The following is a 25437-nucleotide window of genomic DNA, read 5'->3' as shown; positions in this document are numbered from 1 at the left end:
GTTACTTCGCCTCCACTAGCTGTAAGAAAGACTGAGCTTCAAGGCTAGCTCCACCAACTAAAGCACCATCGATGTCAGATTGTGCCATGTATTCTTTAATGTTAGCTGGTTTTACACTGCCGCCATATTGAATGCGAACAGCTTCTGCAACGTCTGTTGAGAAAACATTTTCTACAACTTTACGGATTGCTGCACAAACTTCGTTAGCATCTTCTGCTGTTGAAGATTTGCCAGTTCCGATTGCCCAGATTGGTTCATAAGCAATAACAACTTGTTTTGCTTGCTCTTCTGATAAACCTTTAAGAGCTGCTTTTACTTGTGTTTCTACAACTTCTTTTGTTTTATCACTTTCGCGCTCTTCAAGTGTTTCACCACAACAAACGATTGGTGTTAAGTTATGCTTGAATGCTGCAAGCGTCTTTTTGTTTACTGTTTCGTCTGTTTCAGCAAACATTTCACGACGCTCAGAGTGACCTAGGATTACGTAATCAACGCCAAGATCTGCAAGAGCTACTGGGCTTACTTCACCTGTGTATGCTCCGTTTTCTTCAAAGTGCATATTTTGAGCGCCAACTTTAAGGTCTGTTCCTTTTGTTGCTTCAACAAGCTTGTCTAGGAATAGTGCAGGTGAACAAACTACTGCATCTACCTCGCTTGCTGCGGGAACACTATTTTTTACTTCTTCCACGAAGCTTACTGCTTCTGAAAGAGTTTTATTCATTTTCCAGTTACCAGCGATAATCGGTTTTCTCATCGTTACACCGTCCTCTTTTATTGTTTCACTAAACGTGAAGTGTTTCTTTATAAGTGCTGTGTAAACGTTGATTTTACTTGTCGTTAAGTGCTACAACGCCTGGAAGTTCTTTACCTTCCATAAATTCAAGCGAAGCTCCGCCACCTGTTGAAATATGGCTCATTTTATCTGCTAAACCAAATTTCTCAGCAGCTGCTGCAGAGTCTCCACCACCGATTACAGAGTATGTATCAGTCGCTTCTGCTAACGCTTCTGCTACAGCTTTTGTTCCGTTTGCAAATGTATCAAGCTCAAATACGCCTAGTGGACCGTTCCAAATGACAAGCTTAGAGTTTTTAATAACATCTGCATAGATTTCACGCGTTTTTGGACCAGCATCTAGGCCTTCCCAATCGCTTGGAATGCTATCGATGTCAACAACTTGTGTGTTAGCGTCATTTGAGAAATCATCTGCTACAACAACATCAACAGGCACGTAGAAGTTTACGCCTTTTTCTTTTGCTTTGTCCATGAATGTTTTTGCTAGATCAATTTTATCTTCTTCTAGAAGAGACTTACCAACATCATGGCCTAATGCTTTGATGAATGTGTAAGAAAGACCTCCACCGATGATTAAGTTATCTACTTTATCAAGAAGATGGTCAATTACACCGATTTTGTCTTTAACTTTTGCTCCGCCAATGATAGCAGTGAACGGACGCTCTGGATTTGAAAGAGCTTTACCAAGTACTTCAAGTTCTTTCTCCATTAAGAAACCTGCAACCGCAGGAATATGCTCAGCAATTCCTGCTGTTGATGCATGTGCACGGTGGGCAGCGCCAAATGCATCGTTTACATATACGTCTGCAAGCTCAGAGAATGCTTTTGCAAGCTCTGAATCGTTCTTCTCTTCTCCAGCATAGAAACGAACGTTCTCAAGAACAAGAACATCTCCTTCGTTCATGTTGCTGATCATTTGCTTTACGTTTTCTCCATAAGCTTCGTCTGCTTTTGCAACAGGCTTGCCTAATAGATCTTGAAGGCGTTCAACAACTGGCGTTAAACGAAGTTCTTCAACAACTTCTCCTTTTGGACGACCAAGATGGCTTGCAAGAATAACTTTAGCACCTTGTTCAATTAAGTAGTTAATTGTTGGTAAAGCTGCTTTGATACGTGTTTCGTCTGTAACTTTTCCGTCTTTCATTGGGACGTTGAAATCTACACGACAAAAAACGCGTTTTCCTTTAAGATCGATATCTTTAACAGTTTTTTTGTTCACCGTAAAGACCTCCTTTGCATGATGAGTTTTTGGGTGCTCTCATTGTAAAACGAACGAAGAAAACAAAAACAGGGAAAACGGGGGACAAATCCCCGCTCCCCCTGTTTCACATTTACATTATAGTTGTTATAAAGCATGTAAGCCAACTACAAATTGTTCGAAATTTGTAGTTTGAGGTGATTTATAACTTATAGACCTTGTTTTGCGATGTAAGCAGCAAGATCTACTACGCGGTTAGAGTAACCACTTTCGTTATCATACCAAGAGATAACTTTAACCATGCTGTCTTCCATAACCATTGTAGAAAGAGCATCGATTGTAGAAGAGTTTGCGTTACCGTTGTAGTCACCAGATACTAGTGGCTCTTCGCTGTAACCAAGGATACCTTTAAGATCTCCTTCAGCTGCTTCTTTGAATGCTGCGTTTACTTCTTCAACTGTTACGTCTTTGTCAAGCTCAGCTACAAGGTCAACTAAAGAAACGTTTGGAGTTGGAACACGCATTGCTCCACCGTTTAATTTACCTTTTAATTCAGGTAATACTAATGATACAGCTTTTGCAGCACCAGTAGTTGTTGGGATGATGTTTTCAGCAGCTGCACGAGCACGACGGTAATCTTTATGTGGTAAGTCTAAGATTTGTTGGTCGTTAGTGTAAGAGTGAACTGTTGTCATCATACCGCGTTTGATACCGAACTTTTCGTTAAGTACTTTAGCGAATGGTGCTAAGCAGTTAGTAGTACAAGAAGCGTTAGAAATTACATGGTGGCTTCCTGCATCATATTTATCTTCGTTAACACCCATAACGATTGTGATGTCTTCTTCAGAAGCTGGAGCAGAGATGATAACTTTTTTAGCGCCTGCTTCTAAGTGTTTAGCAGCATCTGCACGTTTTGTGAAGAATCCAGTAGATTCAACAACGATATCAACACCAAGGTCACCCCAAGTTAATTTCGCTGGGTCACGCTCAGATAATACTTTGATTTCTTGGTCACCAACAACTAGGTTGCTGCCATTTACTTTTACTTCTTGATCTAATTTACCATGTACAGAGTCATATTGAAGAAGATGAGCTAACATGTTAGCGTCTGTTAAATCGTTAACAGCAACAACTTCAACCTCTGGATTATTTAGAGCTGCACGGAATACGTTACGGCCGATACGACCAAAACCATTAATACCAACTTTTACTGCCATGAGTAAAATCCTCCTTAAGAATGGTGAAATTTAAATTTATATGAAGAAATCTAAAATATTAGATCTCTCGCTAACTCTTTTGCTGCGCCTTCATCCGTTATAAGGATAGAATTGCGCGCTTGATTAAGAAAAGCCTTAATCGCTTTTGCCTTCGTTGAACCTCCTGCGACTGCAATAACATATTTATTGTGGTTCAAATCGTCAAGCTGTATGCCTATTGTTTTTACTTTGTGTACAATTTTTCCGTTTTGGTCAAAATAGTACCCGAAAGCTTCTCCAACAGCATGTCCATTTTTGATCTTATTTAAATCACTTTCTGATGTTTGGCGTCTTTTTGCCATTGTCATTGCTTCTCCAATACCATGGAGAATAATGTTAGATGATCGAATAAGATGAAGCATGTCTTGAATTAAAGGCTCTTCAATCATCGAGCGATACGTATCATCACTAAGCTGATCTGGAACATGCAAGAGACGGTAATCTTGAGAAGAACGCTCCGCCATCTTGGCACAAATTGTATTTGCTTGGTTTTTCACATTTTCACCAAGCCCACCTCGTGCAGGAACGAAAGTGATTTTATGGTTTTTTACATGAGGCGTCATCATCTCTGCTACGGAAGCAAGAGTTGTCCCCCCTGTAACAGCGACAATGTTTTCTTCGGGTGCAAGGTATTTTTTCAAACAAGCAACGCTTGCTCTTCCCATCTCTTTTTTCACCCATGGGGAGAGATCACTATCGCCAGAAACGACAATTACTTCTGATAAAGAAAAGGCTTCTTTAATTGTTCTTTCCAATAAGGAAGCACCTGAAACTTCTTTCATACTATCTTCTAATTGCGTGAGTAACGTTTCCCCTTCATGTGTAAGCGTCATGCCTGTTGCTTGAACATGAATCAAATTTTGTTCTTTTAAAAAGGTCACTTCTCCCCGTAATACTCGCTCTGTAATGTTAAGGCTTACAGCTAGGTTACGGCGACCAATTGGTTGCATTAAACGTATGTACAACAAAATTTGGTAACGCCTTTCAAGCAAAGGTAGAAGATCTGGTATTAATTTTTTCTGTAATTGAATAATCGAATACATGAACCTTCCCCTTACAGCCAATTACATGGTCATTTTATGTCCCACGTAGACATATTATGTCCCGCATTAGCTAAAAAAAATCACCCCTGCTACAAAATTCATTTTATCAGGAGTATTGAGCTTATTCAACAAAAGAAAATCGCATATTTTATAGTAAGCGGTTCCATCGTTGAATATTCTACTTAAAAAAATTTCAAAACTCTTCTCTCTATCTAGAGAAAAAGGGCATGAGGTCGTCTTTTGTTACTTTACCATATGCCACAACATCTCCATTAATTTCTACTACTGGAATCATTAATCCATATTTTTCAACTAAAAAGTCTTCTTCATATATGTCTTTTTCTTCAAATTCATACTTAATTTTTTTCTGAAAAACCATCAAAAGATCTTTTGTCATATCACATAAGTGACATCCTTTTTTCGAATATAGAATAATTTTCATTTTTTCACCTCTAATACGTTTTCCGTAATGAGGAAGCCAAAATATTAAGCTGTTCACGATATTTTGCAACTGTACGGCGTGAAATGGAAACATCATATTGTTCTTTTAATTGTGAAACAATCTTCTTATCTGACAAAGGTTTACTTTTATCTTCATTCTGTACAATATGCTTAATAGCAGTCTTTACAGAGGTCGAAGATGTTTCTTCAAGCCCTTTTGCGATGCTTGTAGTGAAAAAATATTGCATTGGATAGGTTCCAAAAGGTGTTTGCACATATTTATTTTTTACCGCTCTGCTTACTGTTGATTCATGCACATCAATAAAATCTGCAAGTTCTCTTAATGTTAGCGGTTTCATATTTGTTGGTCCATCTAAGAAAAATGATTTTTGTAATACTAATAAACTCTCCATGATTTTACCTAATGTTTCTCTTCTTGTTTCAATTCCTTTGCTAAGCCAGCTAAATTCTTTGTAGTGCTCTTTTAAATAAGCTTGAACTTCTTTATTAGTAGACGAAGCTGCGCCTCTTTTATACATTTTATCCATTTGGATATCATAGTTATAATCATTGTTTCGCAGTACTATAAGTTTCCCACTCGCCTTCTGCTTAACAATAAAATCTGGTGTAACATATGCATCACTCACTCGTTCATACGCAGCACCTGGTCTCGGGTTTAGCTTCAACACTTTTTTTTGCAATTCCTGAATGGCAAAAAGGTTAATACTAGTCTCTTTTTCAATAGCTTTCCATTTCTTAAAAGCAAATTGATCAAAATACTCCGTAAGGATAATATAATCCTCTTCTGTTCCTTCTCCAACATAGTCAAGCTGAATCCATAAACATTGCGCTAAACTGTGTGCACCTACCCCTATTGGTTCGAACTGCTGTAGTACTCTTACCATTTCCTCTACTTTTTCAACGTCAATAGCAAGCAAACTAGCTAGCTCATCAGTAGTTTCCTGCAGATACCCATTGCTATTTAAGCTATAAATAAGGTGTTGTAGAATCCTAGCTTCTTCTCCTGTGATTTTCATGTCACGCATTTGAGCTATCAAATAATCTTCTAACGTGCCTTTGCGTTCTTTAACAGGCAATTGCTCAGAGCTTGAAGAGTAGTGTTTTCTCTTAGAAAAAGCTCCATGAAAATCATTAATTTGAATAAGGGGATTCTGCAACGCTTTCTCCTGCAGAAACTCAAAAAGATCAGCTGTTGAAAACTGAAGAAGTGAAATTGCCTGTGACAATTCTGTTGACATATGAAGTTTTAGCGTTTGTTGTTGCCATAAAGAAGGCTCCATTGTTTTCCCCTCCCTTTTTCTATACTACTATAAAGTCTGAAAAATCAAAATCCTTTTCAGAAATTTTTCTTTATGTTTTCAACAAAATACTCCTATTTTTAAAAAAAGAATCCCCCGCTTAACATCGCGAAGGATTCTCACTTACTTATTTTGCCAATGAAATTGTTTTAGCCATTGCTAAATATGGTGCTATTGCAGGGTTTCCATCTTTTTTCGTAAAGATCGATAGCTTCATTGGTGTGTTTCCTTTAACAAGAATAAATCTTGTTTCATCTTCTCCAAGTACAGCTGTATATGAAACAGCATTTGCTAATCCAATATTTTCGTCTTTTTTGAAATTATCAGGGTTAACAGCCTGAGCTAATGCCTTCACATTTTCCTCTTCCGCTGCCATATCCGCATTCTCATCTAACATTTCAATACGCATAAATGAATCTGAATTTTGCTTACTTGTAATAACATCTTTTTTAGGTTCTTCTGCTGAGAAAGTAAACCCATCTAAAAGATAAACATTATAGCCTTGATTATCGCTAGATGTTAATGTTGCTTTCTCGCTTATAGATTGGCCATTATTTTCATAAGTAAGAGTCTTTTGTGTTCCATTACTCTCTTCTTCAGCCTGTTTTTCTTCCTGTACTTCCTGAGCTTGTTTTTCATCTTGAGTTTGTTTAGCTATTTCTTCTGTATTCTCTTCCTCTACAGAACCTTTGCTTTCTTCTTCTGTATTCTCTTCCTCTACAGAACCTTTGCTTTCTTCTTCTATATTCTCTTCCTCTACAGAACCTTTGCTTTCTTCTTCTGTATTCTCTTCCTCTACAGAACCTTTGCTTTCTTCTTCTACATTTTCCTCTTCTGTTGAAGCTTTTTCTTTATCCGAAACCGTTGACTCTGCCTGCGAATCATCGTTTACTTCTTGCTTAGCACTTTCTTCATTGTTTGTGCTCTCTTCATCGCTTGTTTGTTGCTTATTCTCTTCTTTTGTTACGTCATCTTGAGCGTCTTCATTATTTTGTTTTGCTGTTTCTGTACTTTGATTTTCGTCTGTTGTGTTTTCATCTGAGCTTGATGAGTTGCTTGATGTTCCACAGCCTGCTAGTACGAGCATTAAGGCAAATACAACTGGAAGCAACTTATGTAGCATTTTCAATTTTATTCCTCCTTTGTTTTTCCTTTCATATATAGTTTTAAAGCAAATTCTCTCAATTGACAAGCTTGGCCCATCTAAAAAAAGACAATTTTCTACATTTTAGCCAATAAAAAAAGACAAGTTGGTAACCAACTTGTCTTTTTTGACACCCTCGATAGGATTCGAACCTACCCTAAGAGAACCGGAATCTCTCGTGCTATCCACTACACTACGAGGGCATGTGCATTCTTTATTATATGAAAATATGAAGATGATTTCAAGTAATTCTGAATTGAACCTCTTTCTATCGTTTCATTTTTATATAAAATATTTATTTAGATTTAGAGGATAAAATAAGACTTGCAAAAAAATTATAAAAAGGTGTCAGTATTTTTTTGTAGAAATAAACGTAGAGGGGTAGAAAATCAGTCTTTTAAAAACGGAATGACTAATTTCTTTGAGGTTTAGACGTAGAAGTTTCGGGTAAAAATATAAGTGTTAGTTTTACTTTATAAGCAAGGTCGAAATAACTCGATTGTTTTTGTTTGACCTTTATTGACCTTAGCTGTATGATATTAAGTAAGATACATATTAAAATTTAGATTAAGAGGAGGAATTTTCATGAATCTAATTCCTACAGTTATTGAACAAACGAACCGTGGTGAGCGCGCATACGATATCTACTCTCGTCTTTTAAAAGACCGTATCATTATGCTTGGTAGTGCTATCGATGATAATGTAGCAAACTCTATCGTATCACAGCTGCTTTTCTTAACAGCAGAAGATCCTGAAAAAGATATCTCTCTTTATATTAACAGTCCTGGTGGATCAATTACAGCAGGTATGGCTATTTACGATACAATGCAGTTTATTCAACCAAAAGTATCAACAATCTGCATTGGCATGGCTGCTTCTATGGGAGCGTTCTTACTTGCTGCAGGTGAAAAGGGTAAACGTTTTGCTCTTCCAAACAGTGAAGTTATGATTCACCAACCATTAGGTGGAGCTCAAGGACAAGCAACAGAAATTGAAATTGCTGCTAAACGTATTCTTTTCTTGCGTGACAAACTAAACCACATTTTAGCTGATCGCACTGGTCAACCACTTGAAGTTATCGAGCGTGACACAGACCGTGATAACTTTATGACTGCTGATCGTGCAATGGAATATGGATTAATTGATAAAGTGTTAACAAAAGATCCATCAGCTAAGTAATATAAAAAACCTGTTTTCCTTTTTAGGAAAACAGGTTTTTGTATATAGAAAGGCTAATCTTTTTTTTGAACAAAGTTTGCTAGAGCTTCAACTGCTTCTTCTTCATCATCTCCAGAAGCAATAAGATTAACAACAGCCCCTGAATTTAGGGCCAAACTCATTAACCCCATAATACTTTTAGCATTAATCTTTCTTCCCTCTTTCTCAAGAAAGACATCCGACTTGAATCGATTTGCTTCCTGAACAAAAAGTGCTGCAGGTCTTGCTTGTAAGCCCGTTTTTAAACGTATATCAATTTCTCTTTCCACCATATCTTCATCTCTCCCCTTTTAAGTTTGCACCTCTTCTAATGACTCTCCTAATCGTAACCTGTTGGCAATTTCATCAATTTTACGCAATCGATGGTTAATGCCGGATTTACTGATTTTTGAACCTGAAACCATTTCCCCTAACTCTTTTAGCGTTACATCTTGGTAAGCCACTCGTAGCTGGGCAATTTCTTTCAGTTTTTCCGGCAAAACATCAAGCCCAACTGTCTCTTCAATGTAACGAATGTTCTCTACTTGTCGAAGAGCTGCTCCAATTGTTTTATTCAAATTGGCTGTTTCACAATTTACAAGCCTATTAACAGAGTTACGCATGTCTCGGACAATTCGAACATCCTCAAATCGAAGCAGTGCATTATGAGCTCCAATTATATTCAAGAACTCAGTAATCTTCTCAGCTTCTTTCAAGTACGTAATAAATCCTTTTTTTCGCTCTAATGTTTTACTATTTAAGTCAAAAACGTTCATAAGCTCACAAAGAGAATCATTGTGTTCTTTATAAAGAGATGAAATCTCTAAATGATAGGAAGAAGTTTCTGGATTGTTAACAGAACCTCCTGCTAAAAATGCGCCTCTTAAATACGCTCGTTTGCAGCACTTTTTCTTTACTAACTCTTGTGAGATGGTCCGGACAAATGTAAATCCTTCTTCAATAATATGCAAATCTTGAAGAATGAAGCGGGCTTTCTCTTTCATTCGTACAATATAAACATTGTTCTTTTTCAATCGCATTTTTTTCCGAACAAGCAGTTCTACTGCAATGTCATAACTTTGTTTCAACAAAACATAAATTCTTCTTGCGATGGCTGCATTTTCAGTTTGAATATCTACAACAACTTTGCGATTTGCAAATGACATGGACCCATTCATTCGAATCAGTGCAGATAACTGTGCTTTTGCACAACATTCTTTTACTTCAATATTTGTTAGCTCTTTTTTAGTAACTGAAGCAAATGACATGCTCTCACCCCCTCTTTTCTATTTTCAAAGAGCATATTTCCCCGTTATTCTTGATGAAGTAGCGAGAAAATGGTTTGTGCTACTTTTCTTGTATTATGTCGAATAACGTCTCCATCATATTGAATAAAATCGTCTGCAATAACATGTAGACCTAGTTTTTCCAACATTCTTCGATCATAGTCAACGGGAATAGCTTTTTCTTCTTTATATTTAGTCTGAATTTCTTTAGGAATTTCTCCATTATGAACAATAATTGTATTTAAAAAAGGACTTGGAACATGTTTATACATAGCTAATACATGATCACTAGCTTTATAATCATGCGTTTCTCCAAGTTGTGTCATTACATTACAAACATAGATTTTTTTAGCGGCTGATTTACAAAGCTCTTCAGCAATCTGTGGAACAAGTAAATTAGGAATAATGCTTGTAAATAAACTCCCTGGACCTAATACAACAATATCTGCTTCTCGAATAGCTTCGATAGTTTCTTCAACAGGTTCTATTGTTTCTGGGGTTAAGAAAACACGATCAATCGTTTTCTCTGCTTGGGGAATCATAGATTCTCCTGAGACAACAGTACCATCTTCCATCTTTGCATGTAGCATAACGCTCTTATTAGCTGAAGGAAGCACATTTCCACTCACATTAAGTACTTTACTCATTTCTTGGATTGCGTGCACAAAATTTCCAGTTATAGATGTCATCGCTGCTAGAATCAGGTTACCTAGCGCATGACCTGTTAACTGGTCCCCACTTGAAAATCGATGTTGAAAAAGGTCTTCTACAAGAGGTTCTACGCGTGAAAGCGCTACAAGAACATTGCGAATATCACCAGGTGCGGGAATACCTAGCTCTTCCCGCAGCCTACCTGAACTTCCTCCATCATCTGCGACAGTAACGATTGCTGTAATATCAATTGGATAATATTTCAATCCTCTTAGTAAAACAGGTAGCCCTGTTCCCCCTCCAATTACAACAACCTTTGGATGTGCTGTAGTCATTTACTTCTGTTTTCTCCTCTCAATATCTCGATGCAGTGGATTTGTTTTGAAATCTCCTTCAAAAACTTTGGCAAGATACTCAGCTAAAGTAACAGAACGATGCTGACCTCCTGTACATCCGATTGCAACAATAAGCTGACTTTTTCCTTCGCGTTTATACTGTGGAAGCATAAGCTTTAAAAGATCGATAAGCTTTTCAAGAAACTTTTGAGTATCATTCCATTTTAGTACGTAAGAAGACACTTCTTCTTGAAGTCCTGTTTTAGGACGAAGCGAATCAATATAATGCGGGTTTGGTAAAAAACGAACATCAAAAACTAAGTCAGCATCAATAGGAAGACCATATTTGAAACCAAATGAAACAAAATTCACGCTAAATACTTGAGAATTATTTGTGGAGAACTGCGTTATTACTTTTTCTCGAAGCTCGCGTGGCTTTAAATCCGATGTATCTAAAATGATCTGAGCTCTTCCCTTTAGGTCATCTAATAGCTCTCGTTCAAGCTGAATACCATCAAGCGGCATGCCTGTTTTGGCAAGAGGATGAGAACGTCTTGTCTCCTTATAGCGTTGAACAAGAACATTATCTTTTGCATCTAAGAATAAAATTTGAGGCGTAATCCAAGATGTTTCATCAAGGTGATCAAGTGCCTGAAATAAACTATCAAAGAACTCGCGCCCTCTTAAGTCCATGACAACCGCTACTTTATTCATTTTTCCGTTAGACTCCTTCATAAGCTCCAAGAACTTAGGAATAAGCGTTGGCGGAAGGTTGTCAACACAAAAGAACCCTAAATCTTCAAAGCTTTGCACAACAACTGTCTTCCCCGCACCAGACATTCCTGTAATAATTACTAACTGAACTTCTTGTGAAGAATTAATGCTCATGTTTCTCCCCCTACCTAGTAAGATTATCCCTACTATTTATTGCAGACTATGAAGGATCGATTCTATAAGAAAGAAGCTCAAAGTCTTTTGTATATGTGAAATTTCCGTAGATCATGCCAGATCCTTTTGCAACATAGTCAATAATATGATGGTCTCCAGGAGCCATTGGAAGCTCATTAACTACATCAAGCTTATGCCAAGATAGCTTGCCTTCCTCAGATTCAAGGACATTTGTTCCATCAAATTCAGTTGCTAAAAAGGTAAACATCATCCATTCTGACACAACTTCATTTCCCTCTTTAATAACAAACGTAAAAATCCCTTTTACTGTTGGATTTTTTAAATAAACACCTGTTTCTTCTCTAAATTCACGAACAACAGAATCCTTTACAGATTCCCCCTGTTCCATCTTCCCTCCAGGAGCAACCCACCAGTTGCGGCGTGGTTTTTGGAGAAGAAGAATTTTATCATCTTTTAATAAGACACAGTTTGTTACACGCTGCATTTTTTCACCTCTGTTGTTTACGACTATTGTTTTTCTTATTATACAATGAAGGAGCAATAGACAACAATATATCGGCATCATTCACAAATGTTTAACAACTTCAATTCGACCTCTAAATTTACAAAAAAAGAGCACAGCTTGAACTCGCTGTGCTCAACGTAACGTATTTATAAAAGGGGGTCAATTACTTATCTACACTATAACGAACCAATGTAACATAGGTGTTACAGCACAGTTAAAAGGCAATTACGGTTCTGTTAAACTCCCCTTTTCGTCTTTTTCGCCTATTATTTAGCAGATTGTAGCTCTTCTTGTAACTCTTCTACATAATGTTGGATGCTTTGAGCAGCAATACTTCCATCACCTGTTGCTGTTACAATTTGGCGAAGTGACTTTTCACGTACGTCTCCGGCAGCAAAAATTCCCGGTACTTTCGTTTCCATACGTTCGTTTGTTTCGATATAGCCTTCTTCATTTGTAATACCTAAGTTCTCAAATGGTTTAGATAAAGGAACCATGCCGATGTAGATGAAGACACCATCAGTGTCTTTTTCAGATTCCTCACCTGTCACGGTATTAATAAGCGTAACTTTGCCTACTTTACCTTCACCTTCATGAATTTCTTTTACAGTATGGTTCCAAATAAAGTCTACTTTTTCGTTGTCAAACGCACGTTTTTGAAGAATTTTTTGAGCACGTAACTCATCACGGCGGTGAATGATTGTCACTTTAGAAGCAAAGCGTGTTAAGTATACGCCTTCCTCAACAGCAGAGTCTCCTCCACCAACAACAATAAGCTCTTTATTTTTAAAGAATGCTCCATCACAAACTGCGCAATACGAAACGCCGCGTCCGCTAAGCTCTTTTTCACCAGGAACGCCAATTTTCTTATACTCTGCCCCTGTACCAATAATGATTGCACGAGCTTTGTATTCTTTGCTTCCAGCTACAACAGTTTTGTACTCTTTTCCATCAATAACTTCTTTGATGTCGCCATAAGCATATTCTGCTCCAAACTTTTTAGCATGTTCGAACATTTTATTTGAAAGGTCTGGACCTAAAATATTTTCATATCCTGGGTAGTTTTCAACATCTTCTGTGTTTGCCATTTGACCACCAGGTACCCCGCGTTCAATCATTAAAGTTGAAAGATTAGCACGAGATGTATATACAGCAGCAGTCATACCTGCAGGACCTGCTCCAATAATAATGACATCATAAATTTTTTCTTCTGACATTTCTTCCACTCCTTCTTCACTTATGCATTTACTTATTCTTATCGTATAAGGTATTAGAAACATCGTCTATCTTTTTGCTCAAAAATTACAGTTTATTTCACAATCTTTCTCTAGACAGAAACAATGCTTACCGAACGGATTTTCTTTATATATTTTGACATTGTTGTAAGAGATATTCCATACTCTTGTGCAATTTTTTTCTGAGGTACTGGCCTTTTTAAATTTTGATAAAACATATATACAACACTTGCAGCAAAAGCAGAGATATTTTTCATTTCAATCTCAGTAAATCGCGCTTTGTTGTAAAGAGTATACCAATATACAATTCCTTTTTCCTCTTCTTCGCTTTGCAAGCTTTTTCTCATTGTTAAAGCAATTTGCAAACAGCGGGGAAGTTCCTCACCCTTTAGCATATCCTGAGAAAGAGTTTTCAAAAACGGGGAATACAGAAAGTGTTCTGTTTCTTTTGTTAGAAGTGTTTTTCTTTCTTCATTCTCCATTTGAGCTAAGAGATAAAGACCAAAGAACTGCTCTTCCTCACCTTGTTTTATATAGTGAAGCACCTCTTGTATACCATCCGTTGAGGCTGCAATGTTCCATGGTTCTTCTCCCTTTTTTTCAGGAGAAGATACAAGCAGCTTTTCCCATGCCTGTTTTGCTAGGTTTTCATGTCCAATATAATAAGCGGAATAAGACAACCAATATAAAAATGTTGTATCTCGTGCAGCTCCCTTTTTATAAAGGCTATAGAGCCAACGATATGCTCCGCTATATTCCCCAATGACAGCAAATGTTACGCCTAATTTATATCGATGATCAAATGAGATAGGATAAACAACACGTAGTTTTGTAAGCTGTCTCTCTAGTAAGTCTTGCTTTCCTGTCTTAAAGTAGAAAACTGCTTCATTACAAAGAGCATGCAGATTTCCTGGATTACTTTCAAGGACTTTGCGTACATAAATCATAGCTTGTTCATATTCGTCTGTATAAAAATGAGCAAGAGCTAAGTTATTATAGGCAGCCCAAAACTCTGGATGTTCCTCAATGATCTCATGGAGAAGCTCTTTTGCTTCTTCAAATTGAGCCATTTCAAGCAATAGTTTTGCTTTCTCTTGCTGCATAATAAGACGATCTTCATTTTCATTCTCTTCTTCGTCTATATCATCCATTTCAATTGATAAAATTTCTAATAAATCTTCAACCGCTTGAGAAAATCGACCATTTTTTTCATTATTTATATATTGAAGTGCATGTTTCTTTGCTTCTTGAAAAAAACCAAGATAAGCATAATTATTTGCCATAAAATAATGGCATTCATACACTGATTCTTGATTTGCATTCTGCAAAGCAGATTGTAGCAATTCGTTTGACTGCTGATAATCCCCTAAGTCTGTTAAAATTACAGCTAGCTGACAGAGCACAACCGTATTTTCCGGTTCAAGTTGCAATACTCTTTCTATATATCGTTTTGCTTTCTTTACGTTTCCTCTTTTGTAGGCTTTAATGCCTCTATCGAAAAAGTACTCGCTTGTTTGAACCAACGGAATAACTTTAGCCGCTTCTGAGCGTGTGTTTTTCTCCATTCCGTCCTCCATGTCCACTGTTTATTTCACCTGAACTTTTTGTGTAGTATAGTTATTTCTTCAGCATGCTGAAAAATGCTGCTCATCAAAAGCTTATAAAAAAAGCGCTTTGACAGGCAACAAAAGAAACCATATTTTCATGCCGAATGACTTTATTTATATCGTTCGTAGTATATCACACTTAATAGCTTCGAGAGTAGAGGAGACCGTTAACTTTTTACTGGGAGCGACAAAAAAGACGCTCACTATACGTGAACGTCTTTTCTTTGTTATGATCCGTGTCTTTCTTCTAAAACGCTAAGCACTTCATCAAGCGGGAGCTTCTGTTCACGAAGAAGAACGAGCAAGTGATAAAGTAGGTCAGCTGCTTCCCATTTTAACTCTTCAGGATCACGGTTCTTTGCAGCGATGATCACTTCTGAAGCTTCTTCTCCGACTTTTTTCAAAATTTTATCCACACCTTTTTCGAATAAATACGTTGTATAAGCTCCTTCTGGACGTTCCTGTTCACGAGCTGCAATAACTTGTTCAAGTTGATTAATAATAGCAAAGCGGTTGTCAGATGAGGCAAATTTCTTCTCTACAAGCTCCTTATTAAAACAAGAATATTTTCCAGTATGACAAGCAGGTCCATTAATTTCAACTTCTATAACAAGAGCATCTCCGTCACAATCATAACGCATCCCTACAATTTTTTGAGTATTACCAGATGTTTCTCCTTTATGCCAAAGCTCTTGTCTTGAGCGACTATAGAACCAAGTTTCTTTTGTCTCTAAAGATTTCTCCAATGATTCCTTGTTCATATAAGCTAATGTAAGGACTTCTTTACTTATCGCATCTTGGACAATAGCTGGAACAAGTCCTTTTTCATCAAATACAACATCTTCTAGGTTCATCGTACGTTCACTCCTCGTTGTCTTAACGCTGCTTTAATTTCCCTTACTGACGTTTCTTTATAGTGAAAAATAGAAGCTGCTAAACCAGCGTCTGCTTTTCCTTCTTCAAACCCTGTATAGAAGTGCTCTGCATTTCCAGCCCCCCCTGATGCAATCACAGGTACAGACACAGCTTCACTTACAGCCTTTGTTAGTTCTAAATTAAATCCTTGTTTCTCGCCATCACAATCCATACTTGTTAAAAGAATTTCACCTGCTCCTGCTAACACAGCCTCTTTCGCCCATGAAACTACATCCCACTTGGTCTCGTTACGTCCTCCGTGCGTATATACACGCCACGACCCTAGCCCTTCATCCCATTTGGCATCAATTGCAACGACAATGCATTGAGAACCAAAGAAGTTGGCTCCTTCTGTAATAAGTGAGGGATTTAATAAAGCAGCTGTATTTAACGATACTTTGTCAGCACCTGCTCTAAGCATTCTTTTCATATCCTCAAGCGAATTAATCCCTCCCCCAACAGTAAAGGGAATCGCTAATTGTGAGGCAACTTCTCTTACAACATCAACCATTGTTTTACGACCTTCATGAGAAGCAGAGATATCTAAAAAAACTAGTTCGTCTGCGCCTTCCTCATCATAAAACTTTGCAAGCTCAACAGGATCTCCCGCATCGCGAAGTTCTACAAATTGAACGCCTTTTACAACACGCCCATCTTTTACATCAAGGCAAGGAATAATTCGTTTTGTAATCATCTCTCCACCTCTTTAAGTGCTTCTTTTACGGTAAACTGCTCTGTATAAAGAGCCTTGCCGACAATAGCCCCTTCAATCCCACTTTCTCCATACGCGAAAAGATTCTTAAGATCAGCAAGAGAACTGACACCACCTGAAGCAATCACATTTGCTTTTGTAACTTCAGCAAGTTCTCTGACTGCCTCCACATTTGGACCAGACAGCATACCGTCTGTAGCGATATCTGTAAAAATAAAAGTTTTAGCTCCTTCAGCTGCGAGCTTCTGACCAAGCTCTGTCGCTTTAATTGTTGAAGTTTCAATCCATCCTTCTGTTGCAACATATCCGTCTCTTGCATCAATTCCAATAGCAATTTTCTCTCCATATTTGTGAAGCATATCCTTCACAAACTGAGGGTTTGAGATAGCAGCACTTCCTAAAATAACGCGGTCTATTCCATTCTCTAGATAAAACGCTACATCTTCCTCTGTTCGAATCCCACCGCCGATTTGAACAGACACGTTCAATTCCTTTTTAACACGTAAAACATGATTATCATTCACTCGAGCTCCTTTTTTAGCTCCATCAAGGTCTACCATATGAATCCACTGGGCTCCATCGTTTGCAAATACTTTTGCCATATCAAGCGGTGAATCTCCATAGACCGTTTCTTTACTGTAGTCCCCTTGGACAAGGCGGACACATTTTCCCCCACGCATATCAATAGCTGGATAAATCGTAAAATTACTCACTGCTTTCTCCTCGCTTCTCCACATAGTTTGCAAAATTTCTTAGCATCTTTACCCCGATATCGCTGCTTTTTTCTGGATGAAACTGAGTTCCAAACACATTGGCCCTGCCAACAACAGCGGGTACTTTAACATCATAATCAGCTGTTGCAATAATCGCTTCTTTATCGTCTGTATCTACATAATAAGAATGAACAAAATAAACATGCTCTTCTTCCACATTTGTTAATAGCTCTGAGTCTCGGTTAAATGTTAGCTTATTCCATCCCATATGAGGAACTTTATATAACTCACCCTCTGCTGTAGTGCCTTTAAATTTAATAACGCGCCCTTTTAAAAGACCAAGACCATCAGATATTCCATTTTCTTCGCTTTGTTCAAATAGAAGCTGCATCCCTAGACAAATACCAAGAAGAGGTTTTCCTCTATCTGCTTCCTCTTTTATAAAAGAAGCAAGGTTTTGACGGTTAAGCTCCTCCATAGCATCTCCAAATGCTCCTACGCCTGGTAGAATGTAACCTTTTGTTTTCTTAAGCTCTTTGGGATCATTTGAAACAATATAGTCATAATCCAAACGCTCAAGTGCTTTGCTGACGCTATAAAGATTTCCCATTCCATAATCAATAATGCCAATCATACTACAACATTCCTTTCGTTGAGGGAACGCCTTTAACACGAGGATCAATCATTGTTGCTTCATCTAATGCACGGCCGAGCGCTTTAAACACAGCTTCAATAATGTGGTGTGTATTGCGACCATAGTGAATAATAACGTGTAGATTCATACGAGCCTCTAGCGCAAACTTCCACAGAAACTCATCAACAAGTTCTGTATCAAATGTTCCAACTTGGCTTGCTGGAATATCTCCTTTTAATTCAAAATGAGGACGATTGCTCAGATCTACAACAACTTGAGCAAGTGCATCATCCATCGGCACCATAGCTTGGCCATAACGCTTAATTCCTTTTTTATCTCCTAACGCATCTTTAAAAACCGAACCAAGACAAATTCCGATGTCTTCTGTTGTGTGGTGGTCATCAATTTCTGTATCTCCATTTGCTTTAATATCAAGGTCAAACTGCCCGTGTTTTGTAAACAAATCAAGCATATGTTCCAGAAACGGCACGCCTGTTTTGATCGAAGACTTTCCTTCTCCATCAATGTTCATACTTAGAGCAATATCTGTTTCGTTTGTTTTACGTTCAATTGAAGCTTCTCTCACTTTAATTTTCTCCCTTCGCTTTAAACCTTGATTCAACAGCACGTGCATGTGCTTCTAACCCTTCTAAGCGGGCAAATGCAGCAATTTTGCTAGCATTTTCGATTAATGCCTTCTCACTATAAGAAATAATGCTTGATTTCTTAACAAAAGACTCCACAGAAAGCGGACTAGAAAATGCCGCTGTTCCATTTGTCGGCAAAACATGGTTTGGACCTGCAAAATAATCTCCAACAGGTTCTGAACTATATCTTCCCAAAAAGATTGCTCCTGCATGTCGAATTTGACCAAGTAGATTATGAGGATCTTTTGTGACAACTTCTAAGTGCTCTGGCGCCAATTTATTCACAACAGTAACAGACTCTTCTAATGACTCTGTTACATAAATAGCTCCATGATCTTCTATGGAAGCTAAAGCAATGTCTCTTCTAGGCAGTGTTTTTAATTGTTGCTCTACTTCCTTCTGTACACGATAGGCAAGTTCTTCTGAATGCGTAACGAGAATACTTGAAGCAAGCCGATCATGCTCTGCTTGAGAAAGAAGATCTGCTGCAACTTCATCCGGATGTGCTGACTCATCTGCTAAGATGACAATTTCACTCGGACCTGCAATAGCGTCAATATCAACAAGGCCAAAGACTTCACGTTTTGCAAGTGCAACAAAAATATTCCCAGGACCTACGATTTTATCAACAGGTGCAATTGTCTCTGTTCCATAAGCAAGAGCACCGACAGCTTGTGCTCCTCCTACTTTGTAAATTTCATCAACTCCAAGCTCGTTCGCCGCAACGAGAACACCAGCTGGAAGTTCGCCTTTTTCGTTTGGAGGAGACGTCATGACAATTCGTCCTACTCCAGCAACTTGAGCTGGAATAACATTCATTAATACTGATGAAGGATATGCTGCTGTCCCACCTGGCACATATACACCAACAGCATCAAGCGGTGTAACCTGCTGACCGAGCATTGTCCCATCCGGTTTTGTTACAATCCAAGATTGACTTTTCATTCGCTCGTGGTAATCACGGATATTTTCCGCGGCTTCTGTGATGATATTCACTATGCTATCGTCAATTTGTTCATATGCGCTTTTAATCTCTTCTTCTGAGACGCGGAAATCTTTCAACAATGCGCCATCAAACTTCTTTGTATAAGCTTGAAGAGCTTGATCTCCACGCTTCTCAATGTCTGCTAATATACTAATAACAGCTTCACGCTGTTCCCCTGTCCCATTATTAATTTTCCGTTTTAAACTTAGCTCACTCGTTACTTTCCGAATGTCCATCTTTTCTCACCCTTCTAAAACTGAAGCTAATTTTGTTACAATTTCATCAATTCGCTCGTCTTTTAAACGGTAGCTTACAGGATTTACGATTAACCGAGATGTAATATCTTCAATATGCTCGAGCTCTACGAGTCCGTTCTCTTTTAATGTTTGCCCTGTTGACACAATATCAACAATTCGATCGGCTAATCCCACAATAGGAGCAAGTTCAATTGATCCATTTAAGCGAATAATCTCCACTTGTTCTCCTTGTTCTCTAAAATATGAGGAAGCAACGTTTGGGTATTTTGTTGCTACCTTTGGTGCAACTTCATCACGAATGGCATTAGGTAAACCAGCTACAGAAAGATGACATTTGCTAATCTTTAAGTCTAGAAGTTCATAAACGTCTCGTTCTTCTTCAAGCATGACATCTTTCCCAGCAATTCCGAGGTCTGCAACTCCATATTCTACATATGTTGTGACATCCATTGGCTTAGCCAAAATAAAGCGCATGTTCTCAGCTTCTACGTCCACAATAAGCTTTCTTGAGTCATCAAATTCTGCTGGAAGAGCAAATCCAGCTGTTCGTAGCAAGTCTGCTGCTTCTTCAAAGATACGACCTTTCGGCATAGCAATTGTTAAAGGGCTGCTCATTTATTTTCACCTCGTGCTTTTCCAATTAAATATGTGACGTCGTCAAATTTTTGTGTAAAAGAGTCAACATCTTGGACTCCTGCAATGTTCTGAATAACTACTTTTTCCTGAACCTTTCTTTTCTCTTCCGCAAGAACAAAAGCTTCAGCAAGTCTTTCGGTACTATATAGGATACAATCTATTTTTTCCTCTTCTTCAGGAGCATTCAACGCTTCTAATAGCCGATTAAGCTGAATACCAAATCCTGTTGCAGGTGTGTTTTGATTAAACTTTTCCAAAAGTTCATTATATCTTCCACCATTTCCGATTTGAGATCCGACGTTTTCAGCATAAACTTCAAATAAAATGCTGCTGTAATAACTCATATGACTTACAAGATTAAAATCAATCTTAATTTCATTTGTAACACCATATACTTCAAGAAGCTTCCAAAGGTCGCGAAGCTGTCTTCCTGCCTTCTTCCCTTCTTCACTTTCAGCAAGGTCAATTGCGTCCACAATTTTCGTTTCATCTCCACGTAGCTCAAGAAGCTTCAATAAGCGATCTCGATCAATGGAAGAAAGACCTAAGTTTTGGACATGGTTACGATAGCCAACATAATTTTTTTCATAAAGATAACGACGCAGGACATTCGCTCGTTCTTCATTTCCGACAATTTCTAAGAAAAGCGAATTAATGTAGCCAACGTGCCCAATTGCAACCTTAAATGATTGTAATCCTGCTTTTTTAAGGGCACTAATCATGAGAGAAATGACTTCTGCATCACTTGTAATTGTTCCGTCCCCAATAAGTTCAATCCCTACCTGTTCAAATTCTGACGGTCTTCCTCCCTCATCCTGCTGGGTTCGATATACGTTTGCTTCATAGGCAAGACGAAGTGGAATATCATTAGCTAATTTGGATGAAGCAACCCGTGCAATTGGCGTTGTCATATCTGGTCTTAAGACAAGTGTCCGCCCTTGTCGATCAAGAAGTTTAAAAAGTTGCTGATCTAGAATAGCTGAAGCATTTCCGACCGTTTCGTAATATTCTAAAGTTGGAGTTTCCATATATTGATATCCCCAATTTTTAATCTCCCCAGCAAGCTGATCACGAACTGCTTTTTTTCGATTATAAAGCTGTGGCAATGTATCTCGCATTCCAAGTGGCTTTTCAAACATAAATAACTTCGACATCGTAACCATCCTTTGATTTATAATAAAAATACTTTATCACACTAATGAATTAGAGAAATAATGAATTAAAGTTATTAGTAGTTTACATCTTTCATTTCGCCTCGTCAACAGTTCACGTTCAAATAATATATGAAATAATCAAATTTTCTGTTTATTGATCCTATCTTTATAATACCTATTATTTCCATAATTAGCGAACAAAAAAACCTTGGCCGAAGCCAAGGTTTTTTTTAATGTTCAAGTTCAATACTTCTATTGTTATACATTGCTGTATTAATTTCTTTTGTTGCTTTACTTGTGACAACTCCTGCTGTCATACTTCCGCTTACGTTCAATGCTGTACGTCCCATATCAATAAGAGGTTCAACTGAAATAAGCAGACCTGCAAGTGCTACAGGAAGGTTCATTGTAGAAAGAACGATTAAAGCGGCAAACGTTGCTCCACCGCCGACACCAGCTACTCCAAATGAGCTAATAGCAACAACAACAATTAATGTTGCAATAAATGAAGGCGAAAATGGATTAATGCCAACTGTTGGTGCAATCATTACAGCAAGCATTGTAGGGTAAATACCCGCACATCCGTTTTGCCCAATAGACAAGCCAAATGAACCAGCAAAGTTTGCAATTGCATCAGGGACACCAAGCTTCTTCGTTTGTGTATCAATGTTAATTGGCAATGTTCCAGCGCTTGAACGTGATGTGAAAGCAAAAAGTAAAACTGGAATAATTTTCTTCACATACGTAATTGGGTTCAAGCCGAACACAGATAAAAGAATAAGGTGAACTAAGAACATTACAATTAACGCAACGTATGATGCAATTACAAAGACACCAAGATTTGCAATTGATTTTAAGTCACTTGTTGCTGCTGTTCTCGTCATGATTGCTAACACTCCAAATGGAGTAAGACGAATAACAAGCGTTACAATACGCATTACAATTGTACGGATAGATTCAATAATCTTTTCAAACATTTCTGCTTGTTCAGGCTGCTTTCGTTTTACACCTAAGAAAGCTATCCCAATAAACGCAGCAAAAATAACAACTGCAATTGTTGACGTTGGACGAGCTCCTGTGAAATCAAGGAATGGGTTAGCTGGTAGTAGTTCAACAATTTGTTGTGGTAACGTTAAGTCTTTGACACCTGTAAGCTTATCTTCAAGCTCAAGACCTCTACTTTGTTCAGCAGAACCGCCATCAATCTGATTTGCATCTAAATTAAACAAAGCTGTTGTTCCAATACTAACTGCTGATGCAATAGCCGTTGTTCCAAGTAAGATACCGATAATAAGGACACTAATTTTCCCGATATTCTTTGTCATTTTCAAACGTGTAAAAGCTGAAACGATTGAAATGAATACAAGTGGGACAACAAGCATTTGTAGAAACTTAACATAGCCGTTTCCGACAATATTAAACCAATCAGATGACGTTACAACAACGTCTGATGTTGCTCCATAAATAAACTGTAAAATAAGACCGTATACAATCCCTAAACCTAAACCTGTGAAAACACGTTTTGAAAACGAAACATGTTTTCTCTGCATATAGACAAGCAGTCCGATGAACACTGCCATAATTAAAATATTAATAATGATATACAAAGTATCCACAGCTGTTAAACCTCCTAATGTAGTAAATATGTTATTCCTTCTAGCATTATAATACAACAATCCCAATAAGGAAAGTAAGAATTACTAACAACTAAAAAGACCTTTCTTATAGAATTAAGAAAGGTCTTTACTTTTATCCCTATTTTTCATTTCTTCTTTTGAATAAATTACGTTCATGGGGTTTCCACCAACAAATGTTCCTGGGGCTACGTTACGATGTACAACAGTTCCTGCTGCTACAATGGCTCCATCACCAATTGTTACCCCAGGCAAGATTGTTGTATTTGCTCCAATCATTACTTCGCTACCAATTTCTACATCTCCAAGACGGTACTCTTTAATTAAATATTCATGAGTCAAAATCGTTGTGTTGTAGCCAATAATAGAGTTACGACCAACGGAAATTCGTTCAGGAAACATGACATCAACCATTGCCATTAATGCAAAAGATGTTTTTTCTCCAATGTTCATGCGAAGAAAAGTCCGATAAAGCCAATTTTTCACTTTTAAAAATGGCATATAGCGCGCAAGTTGAATTACGATAAAGTTTTTGACAACTTTCCAAAATGAAACTGTTTTGTACATGTTCCACAATGCATTCTCATCATTTACTTCATAACACTCTAATTTTCGCACTTTTACTTTCCTCCAAGTATGGCTTTTAAATCTCCCATCTCATCGAGAATGTAGTCTGGCTCATATGAAGCAACATGTGCTTTTCCTTTGGCACTCCAAGCTACCCCAACCGTCTTTGTGCCAGCATTTTTACCAGCCAGAATATCGTGCGAATTATCACCAATCATCATTGCTTCCTCTGGTTTAGCATTCAGCTTAGCTAATGCTTTATCAATTGGTTCACGATGTGGTTTAGCATGCTGAACATCATCAAGCGTAATGACAACATCGAAAAAAGGATCTAATCCTGTTAGCTTCAGTCCCATTTCAACTGTCTGACGAATTTTGGTTGTTACAATACCAAGCTTGTAGCCTTGCTCTTTTAACCATTTTACCGTTTCAAAAACAGTTGGAAATTCTGTCACTAAGCGGTCATGATGCTCATGGTTGTATGCTCTATAACAGTCCACCATTTCCTCTATATTTTCTGGATTTAATTGAGCAAATGAATCATAAAGAGGCGGCCCCATAAATGAAAGCACATCTTCCCTTTTATATTTGCTTGGATAATATGTGTCAAGCGTATGTAAAAAAGAAGAAATGATTAACTCATTTGTATCAATTAATGTTCCATCTAAGTCAAAAAGCAGAGTATTAACGTTCATAGGTAACTTCCTTTCTTTGAGATAATCCCTTTTGGCGACTCCAAATTTTAGCGATAACAATCGTCAAAAGAAGGGCCGTAATAACGCGAATAAGTAGCAATGGAAGAACAGGAATACCGAGTGGAATAAACACAAGAGTGTCTTCTACAACTGCATGACAAGCAACTAAGAAAATAAAGGCAAGCGTTGCATCTTTTTTAGATACTCCTTCTTCTTGAACTGCTTGAATCATTACCCCTGCTCCATACGCCAAACCAATTAATAGTCCTGTTACAAGCGTTGTAGAGGTATTTCCATTCATACCTAATAATTTTGTAAAAGGAACCATCTTATTTGAAAACTTACTTAACCATCCTAAATCTTTTAAAATTTGAAGTGCGATCATGACAGGGATAACAATAATCGCCAGCTGTAAAATCCCCATAGCAGCTGTTTCAATCCCTTTTAGTATAATGGCTCCCCATCCTGATACAACTTCATCCTTCTGAGAAATAAAGCCGTACTGAGCTTGCTCTCCTCCACCTTTCCAAACAAGATTGATAATAAAAGCAGACAAGAGAGCAAGCCCAATACGAACAGACAAAATAACAGAAAGTCTAACTCCCACTTTCAACGCTACTGTTGACTCGATAAGCAAGTTATGGCTAAATGACAGCATAACAGCTAGAATAAAAACTTCTTTTACAGACAAGTCAAGCGTTAAGATTCCTGCAATCCCAGCATACAAATTAAGCAAGTTTCCTAAAACAAGTGGAACAGCTGCATCCCCTGGAAGTCCAATGACTTTCATTACAGGTGTTAGCCACGAAGCAATAAGATCAATGACTGGCGTATACTGAAGAAGATAAACAATAAGTGTAACAGGAAAAATGATTTTCCCGAGTGTCCATGTTGTTTTTAAACCTGAGATTATTCCCCTTTGAAGCGACTTTTTCATGAAGTATATCCCCCTATCCCTAGATTATCGAA

At 37.8% G+C, this 25437-nt stretch carries 27 protein-coding genes and 1 tRNA gene; 1 reads left to right on the top strand and 27 read right to left on the bottom strand.

Translation table 11 applies throughout. The features are described from left to right. Position 1 precedes the first annotated feature (1 nt). The 8 genes from tpiA to MOC86_RS05710 form a co-directional block, all read right to left on the bottom strand. The gene (gene tpiA, locus MOC86_RS05745; protein WP_019394944.1) at positions 2 to 754 is read right to left on the bottom strand and encodes a triose-phosphate isomerase; all 753 of its coding nucleotides are present in this window, start codon (positions 752 to 754) and stop codon (positions 2 to 4) included. Between the two features lie 73 nt (positions 755 to 827). Further along, the gene (locus MOC86_RS05740) at positions 828 to 2012 is read right to left on the bottom strand and encodes a phosphoglycerate kinase (protein ID WP_243516614.1); all 1185 of its coding nucleotides are present in this window, start codon (positions 2010 to 2012) and stop codon (positions 828 to 830) included. Between the two features lie 188 nt (positions 2013 to 2200). Further along, positions 2201 to 3208 (bottom strand): type I glyceraldehyde-3-phosphate dehydrogenase, encoded by a 1008-nt coding sequence (gene gap / locus MOC86_RS05735; RefSeq protein WP_019394942.1) that lies wholly within the window; start codon positions 3206 to 3208, stop codon positions 2201 to 2203. A gap of 50 nt (positions 3209 to 3258) precedes the next feature. Next, complete coding sequence (locus tag MOC86_RS05730; protein WP_019394941.1) at positions 3259 to 4290, bottom strand: sugar-binding transcriptional regulator; 1032 nt, start codon at positions 4288 to 4290, stop codon at positions 3259 to 3261. A gap of 208 nt (positions 4291 to 4498) precedes the next feature. Continuing rightward, positions 4499 to 4732 carry a glutaredoxin family protein gene (locus tag MOC86_RS05725; protein ID WP_268583203.1) on the bottom strand — a complete coding sequence of 78 codons (234 nt, stop codon included), beginning with the start codon at positions 4730 to 4732 and terminating at the stop codon, positions 4499 to 4501. 10 nt (positions 4733 to 4742) lie between these two features. Continuing rightward, the gene (rpoN, locus tag MOC86_RS05720; protein WP_268583202.1) at positions 4743 to 6032 is read right to left on the bottom strand and encodes an RNA polymerase factor sigma-54; all 1290 of its coding nucleotides are present in this window, start codon (positions 6030 to 6032) and stop codon (positions 4743 to 4745) included. Between the two features lie 145 nt (positions 6033 to 6177). Next, on the bottom strand, positions 6178 to 7179 hold the full coding sequence (locus MOC86_RS05715; RefSeq protein ID WP_268583201.1) for a hypothetical protein: 1002 nt from the start codon (positions 7177 to 7179) through the stop codon (positions 6178 to 6180). 146 nt (positions 7180 to 7325) lie between these two features. Next, positions 7326 to 7397, bottom strand: a tRNA-Arg gene (locus MOC86_RS05710). 382 nt (positions 7398 to 7779) lie between these two features. Between MOC86_RS05710 and clpP the strand changes: the two genes are divergently transcribed. Further along, a complete protein-coding gene (clpP, locus tag MOC86_RS05705) occupies positions 7780 to 8373 on the top strand; it encodes an ATP-dependent Clp endopeptidase proteolytic subunit ClpP (protein WP_019394937.1) in 594 nt (197 codons plus the stop codon). A 53-nt stretch (positions 8374 to 8426) separates the two neighbouring features. On the opposite strand, the gene MOC86_RS05700 is transcribed toward clpP, so the two are convergent. The 19 genes from MOC86_RS05700 to MOC86_RS05610 all read right to left on the bottom strand — a co-directional run bounded on the left by MOC86_RS05700 (position 8427) and on the right by MOC86_RS05610 (position 25405). Further along, positions 8427 to 8684: an HPr family phosphocarrier protein gene (locus MOC86_RS05700; RefSeq protein WP_019394936.1), complete on the bottom strand. Its 258-nt coding sequence runs from the start codon at positions 8682 to 8684 to the stop codon at positions 8427 to 8429. A gap of 18 nt (positions 8685 to 8702) precedes the next feature. Beyond that, the gene (gene whiA / locus MOC86_RS05695) at positions 8703 to 9659 is read right to left on the bottom strand and encodes a DNA-binding protein WhiA (RefSeq protein WP_040060227.1); all 957 of its coding nucleotides are present in this window, start codon (positions 9657 to 9659) and stop codon (positions 8703 to 8705) included. 44 nt (positions 9660 to 9703) lie between these two features. Continuing rightward, a complete protein-coding gene (locus MOC86_RS05690; protein ID WP_268583199.1) occupies positions 9704 to 10663 on the bottom strand; it encodes a gluconeogenesis factor YvcK family protein in 960 nt (319 codons plus the stop codon). Further along, on the bottom strand, positions 10664 to 11551 hold the full coding sequence (rapZ, locus tag MOC86_RS05685; RefSeq protein WP_019394933.1) for an RNase adapter RapZ: 888 nt from the start codon (positions 11549 to 11551) through the stop codon (positions 10664 to 10666). A gap of 46 nt (positions 11552 to 11597) precedes the next feature. Next, the gene (locus tag MOC86_RS05680) at positions 11598 to 12056 is read right to left on the bottom strand and encodes an NUDIX domain-containing protein (protein WP_019394932.1); all 459 of its coding nucleotides are present in this window, start codon (positions 12054 to 12056) and stop codon (positions 11598 to 11600) included. A 287-nt stretch (positions 12057 to 12343) separates the two neighbouring features. Further along, positions 12344 to 13357 (bottom strand): thioredoxin-disulfide reductase, encoded by a 1014-nt coding sequence (trxB, locus tag MOC86_RS05675; protein ID WP_268583198.1) that lies wholly within the window; start codon positions 13355 to 13357, stop codon positions 12344 to 12346. Positions 13358 to 13404: 47 nt separating this feature from the next. Then, positions 13405 to 14877, bottom strand: coding sequence for a tetratricopeptide repeat protein (locus MOC86_RS05670; RefSeq protein WP_268583197.1), 1473 nt, complete (start codon positions 14875 to 14877; stop codon positions 13405 to 13407). Between the two features lie 269 nt (positions 14878 to 15146). Beyond that, positions 15147 to 15773, bottom strand: coding sequence for a bifunctional phosphoribosyl-AMP cyclohydrolase/phosphoribosyl-ATP diphosphatase HisIE (gene hisIE, locus MOC86_RS05665; RefSeq protein WP_268583196.1), 627 nt, complete (start codon positions 15771 to 15773; stop codon positions 15147 to 15149). Next, a complete protein-coding gene (hisF, locus tag MOC86_RS05660) occupies positions 15770 to 16528 on the bottom strand; it encodes an imidazole glycerol phosphate synthase subunit HisF (protein ID WP_268583195.1) in 759 nt (252 codons plus the stop codon). The genes hisIE and hisF overlap by 4 nt, the downstream gene beginning before the upstream one ends. Then, a complete protein-coding gene (hisA, locus tag MOC86_RS05655; RefSeq protein WP_268583194.1) occupies positions 16525 to 17259 on the bottom strand; it encodes a 1-(5-phosphoribosyl)-5-[(5-phosphoribosylamino)methylideneamino]imidazole-4-carboxamide isomerase in 735 nt (244 codons plus the stop codon). Before hisA ends, hisF begins: the two co-directional genes overlap by 4 nt. Then, positions 17252 to 17893, bottom strand: coding sequence for an imidazole glycerol phosphate synthase subunit HisH (gene hisH / locus MOC86_RS05650; protein WP_268583193.1), 642 nt, complete (start codon positions 17891 to 17893; stop codon positions 17252 to 17254). Before hisH ends, hisA begins: the two co-directional genes overlap by 8 nt. 1 nt (position 17894) lies before the next feature. Beyond that, positions 17895 to 18527, bottom strand: coding sequence for an imidazoleglycerol-phosphate dehydratase HisB (gene hisB, locus MOC86_RS05645; protein ID WP_268583192.1), 633 nt, complete (start codon positions 18525 to 18527; stop codon positions 17895 to 17897). Continuing rightward, positions 18481 to 19761: a histidinol dehydrogenase gene (gene hisD, locus MOC86_RS05640; RefSeq protein WP_268583191.1), complete on the bottom strand. Its 1281-nt coding sequence runs from the start codon at positions 19759 to 19761 to the stop codon at positions 18481 to 18483. The genes hisB and hisD overlap by 47 nt, the downstream gene beginning before the upstream one ends. Before the next feature lie 6 nt (positions 19762 to 19767). After that, a complete protein-coding gene (gene hisG / locus MOC86_RS05635) occupies positions 19768 to 20397 on the bottom strand; it encodes an ATP phosphoribosyltransferase (protein WP_268583190.1) in 630 nt (209 codons plus the stop codon). Further along, entirely contained in the window at positions 20394 to 21572 is a 1179-nt protein-coding gene (locus MOC86_RS05630; protein WP_268583189.1) for an ATP phosphoribosyltransferase regulatory subunit, read from the bottom strand. The genes hisG and MOC86_RS05630 overlap by 4 nt, the downstream gene beginning before the upstream one ends. Before the next feature lie 230 nt (positions 21573 to 21802). Next, positions 21803 to 23152 (bottom strand): L-cystine transporter, encoded by a 1350-nt coding sequence (locus MOC86_RS05625; protein WP_326847708.1) that lies wholly within the window; start codon positions 23150 to 23152, stop codon positions 21803 to 21805. Between the two features lie 150 nt (positions 23153 to 23302). Continuing rightward, complete coding sequence (locus MOC86_RS05620; protein ID WP_419146606.1) at positions 23303 to 23773, bottom strand: acyltransferase; 471 nt, start codon at positions 23771 to 23773, stop codon at positions 23303 to 23305. 53 nt (positions 23774 to 23826) lie between these two features. Beyond that, positions 23827 to 24468 (bottom strand): pyrophosphatase PpaX, encoded by a 642-nt coding sequence (gene ppaX, locus MOC86_RS05615; protein ID WP_268583186.1) that lies wholly within the window; start codon positions 24466 to 24468, stop codon positions 23827 to 23829. Next, a complete protein-coding gene (locus MOC86_RS05610) occupies positions 24458 to 25405 on the bottom strand; it encodes a nucleoside recognition domain-containing protein (protein ID WP_268583185.1) in 948 nt (315 codons plus the stop codon). Before MOC86_RS05610 ends, ppaX begins: the two co-directional genes overlap by 11 nt. Between the last annotated feature and the right edge of the window lie 32 nt (positions 25406 to 25437).

This window comes from Priestia endophytica (assembly GCF_026790145.1).
Taxonomy (GTDB): domain Bacteria; phylum Bacillota; class Bacilli; order Bacillales; family Bacillaceae_H; genus Bacillus_I; species Bacillus_I endophytica_A.
Note: the sequence above shows the minus strand (reverse complement) of the source record. Positions and strands in the feature narration are given on the sequence as shown.

Excerpts from the sequence above, each read along its gene's own strand:
- rpoN (WP_268583202.1), bottom strand. The coding sequence starts at position 6,032 with ATGGAGCCTTCTTTATGGCAACAACAAACGCTAAAACTTCATATGTCA.
- MOC86_RS05630 (WP_268583189.1), bottom strand. The coding sequence starts at position 21,572 with ATGTCGAAGTTATTTATGTTTGAAAAGCCACTTGGAATGCGAGATACA.
- hisD (WP_268583191.1), bottom strand. The coding sequence starts at position 19,761 with ATGGACATTCGGAAAGTAACGAGTGAGCTAAGTTTAAAACGGAAAATT.
- MOC86_RS05690 (WP_268583199.1), bottom strand. The coding sequence starts at position 10,663 with ATGACTACAGCACATCCAAAGGTTGTTGTAATTGGAGGGGGAACAGGG.
- rapZ (WP_019394933.1), bottom strand. The coding sequence starts at position 11,551 with ATGAGCATTAATTCTTCACAAGAAGTTCAGTTAGTAATTATTACAGGA.
- MOC86_RS05725 (WP_268583203.1), bottom strand. The coding sequence starts at position 4,732 with ATGAAAATTATTCTATATTCGAAAAAAGGATGTCACTTATGTGATATG.
- hisIE (WP_268583196.1), bottom strand. The coding sequence starts at position 15,773 with ATGAACCTAGAAGATGTTGTATTTGATGAAAAAGGACTTGTTCCAGCT.
- ppaX (WP_268583186.1), bottom strand. The coding sequence starts at position 24,468 with ATGAACGTTAATACTCTGCTTTTTGACTTAGATGGAACATTAATTGAT.
- trxB (WP_268583198.1), bottom strand. The coding sequence starts at position 13,357 with ATGTTTCTAATACCTTATACGATAAGAATAAGTAAATGCATAAGTGAA.
- MOC86_RS05700 (WP_019394936.1), bottom strand. The coding sequence starts at position 8,684 with ATGGTGGAAAGAGAAATTGATATACGTTTAAAAACGGGCTTACAAGCA.
- whiA (WP_040060227.1), bottom strand. The coding sequence starts at position 9,659 with ATGTCATTTGCTTCAGTTACTAAAAAAGAGCTAACAAATATTGAAGTA.
- hisH (WP_268583193.1), bottom strand. The coding sequence starts at position 17,893 with ATGATTGGCATTATTGATTATGGAATGGGAAATCTTTATAGCGTCAGC.
- clpP (WP_019394937.1), top strand. The coding sequence starts at position 7,780 with ATGAATCTAATTCCTACAGTTATTGAACAAACGAACCGTGGTGAGCGC.
- MOC86_RS05730 (WP_019394941.1), bottom strand. The coding sequence starts at position 4,290 with ATGTATTCGATTATTCAATTACAGAAAAAATTAATACCAGATCTTCTA.
- MOC86_RS05620 (WP_419146606.1), bottom strand. The coding sequence starts at position 23,773 with ATGTACAAAACAGTTTCATTTTGGAAAGTTGTCAAAAACTTTATCGTA.
- hisB (WP_268583192.1), bottom strand. The coding sequence starts at position 18,527 with ATGCACGTGCTGTTGAATCAAGGTTTAAAGCGAAGGGAGAAAATTAAA.
- MOC86_RS05610 (WP_268583185.1), bottom strand. The coding sequence starts at position 25,405 with ATGAAAAAGTCGCTTCAAAGGGGAATAATCTCAGGTTTAAAAACAACA.
- hisF (WP_268583195.1), bottom strand. The coding sequence starts at position 16,528 with ATGATTACAAAACGAATTATTCCTTGCCTTGATGTAAAAGATGGGCGT.
- gap (WP_019394942.1), bottom strand. The coding sequence starts at position 3,208 with ATGGCAGTAAAAGTTGGTATTAATGGTTTTGGTCGTATCGGCCGTAAC.
- tpiA (WP_019394944.1), bottom strand. The coding sequence starts at position 754 with ATGAGAAAACCGATTATCGCTGGTAACTGGAAAATGAATAAAACTCTT.
- MOC86_RS05670 (WP_268583197.1), bottom strand. The coding sequence starts at position 14,877 with ATGGAGAAAAACACACGCTCAGAAGCGGCTAAAGTTATTCCGTTGGTT.
- MOC86_RS05680 (WP_019394932.1), bottom strand. The coding sequence starts at position 12,056 with ATGCAGCGTGTAACAAACTGTGTCTTATTAAAAGATGATAAAATTCTT.
- hisG (WP_268583190.1), bottom strand. The coding sequence starts at position 20,397 with ATGAGCAGCCCTTTAACAATTGCTATGCCGAAAGGTCGTATCTTTGAA.
- MOC86_RS05625 (WP_326847708.1), bottom strand. The coding sequence starts at position 23,152 with ATGGCAGTGTTCATCGGACTGCTTGTCTATATGCAGAGAAAACATGTT.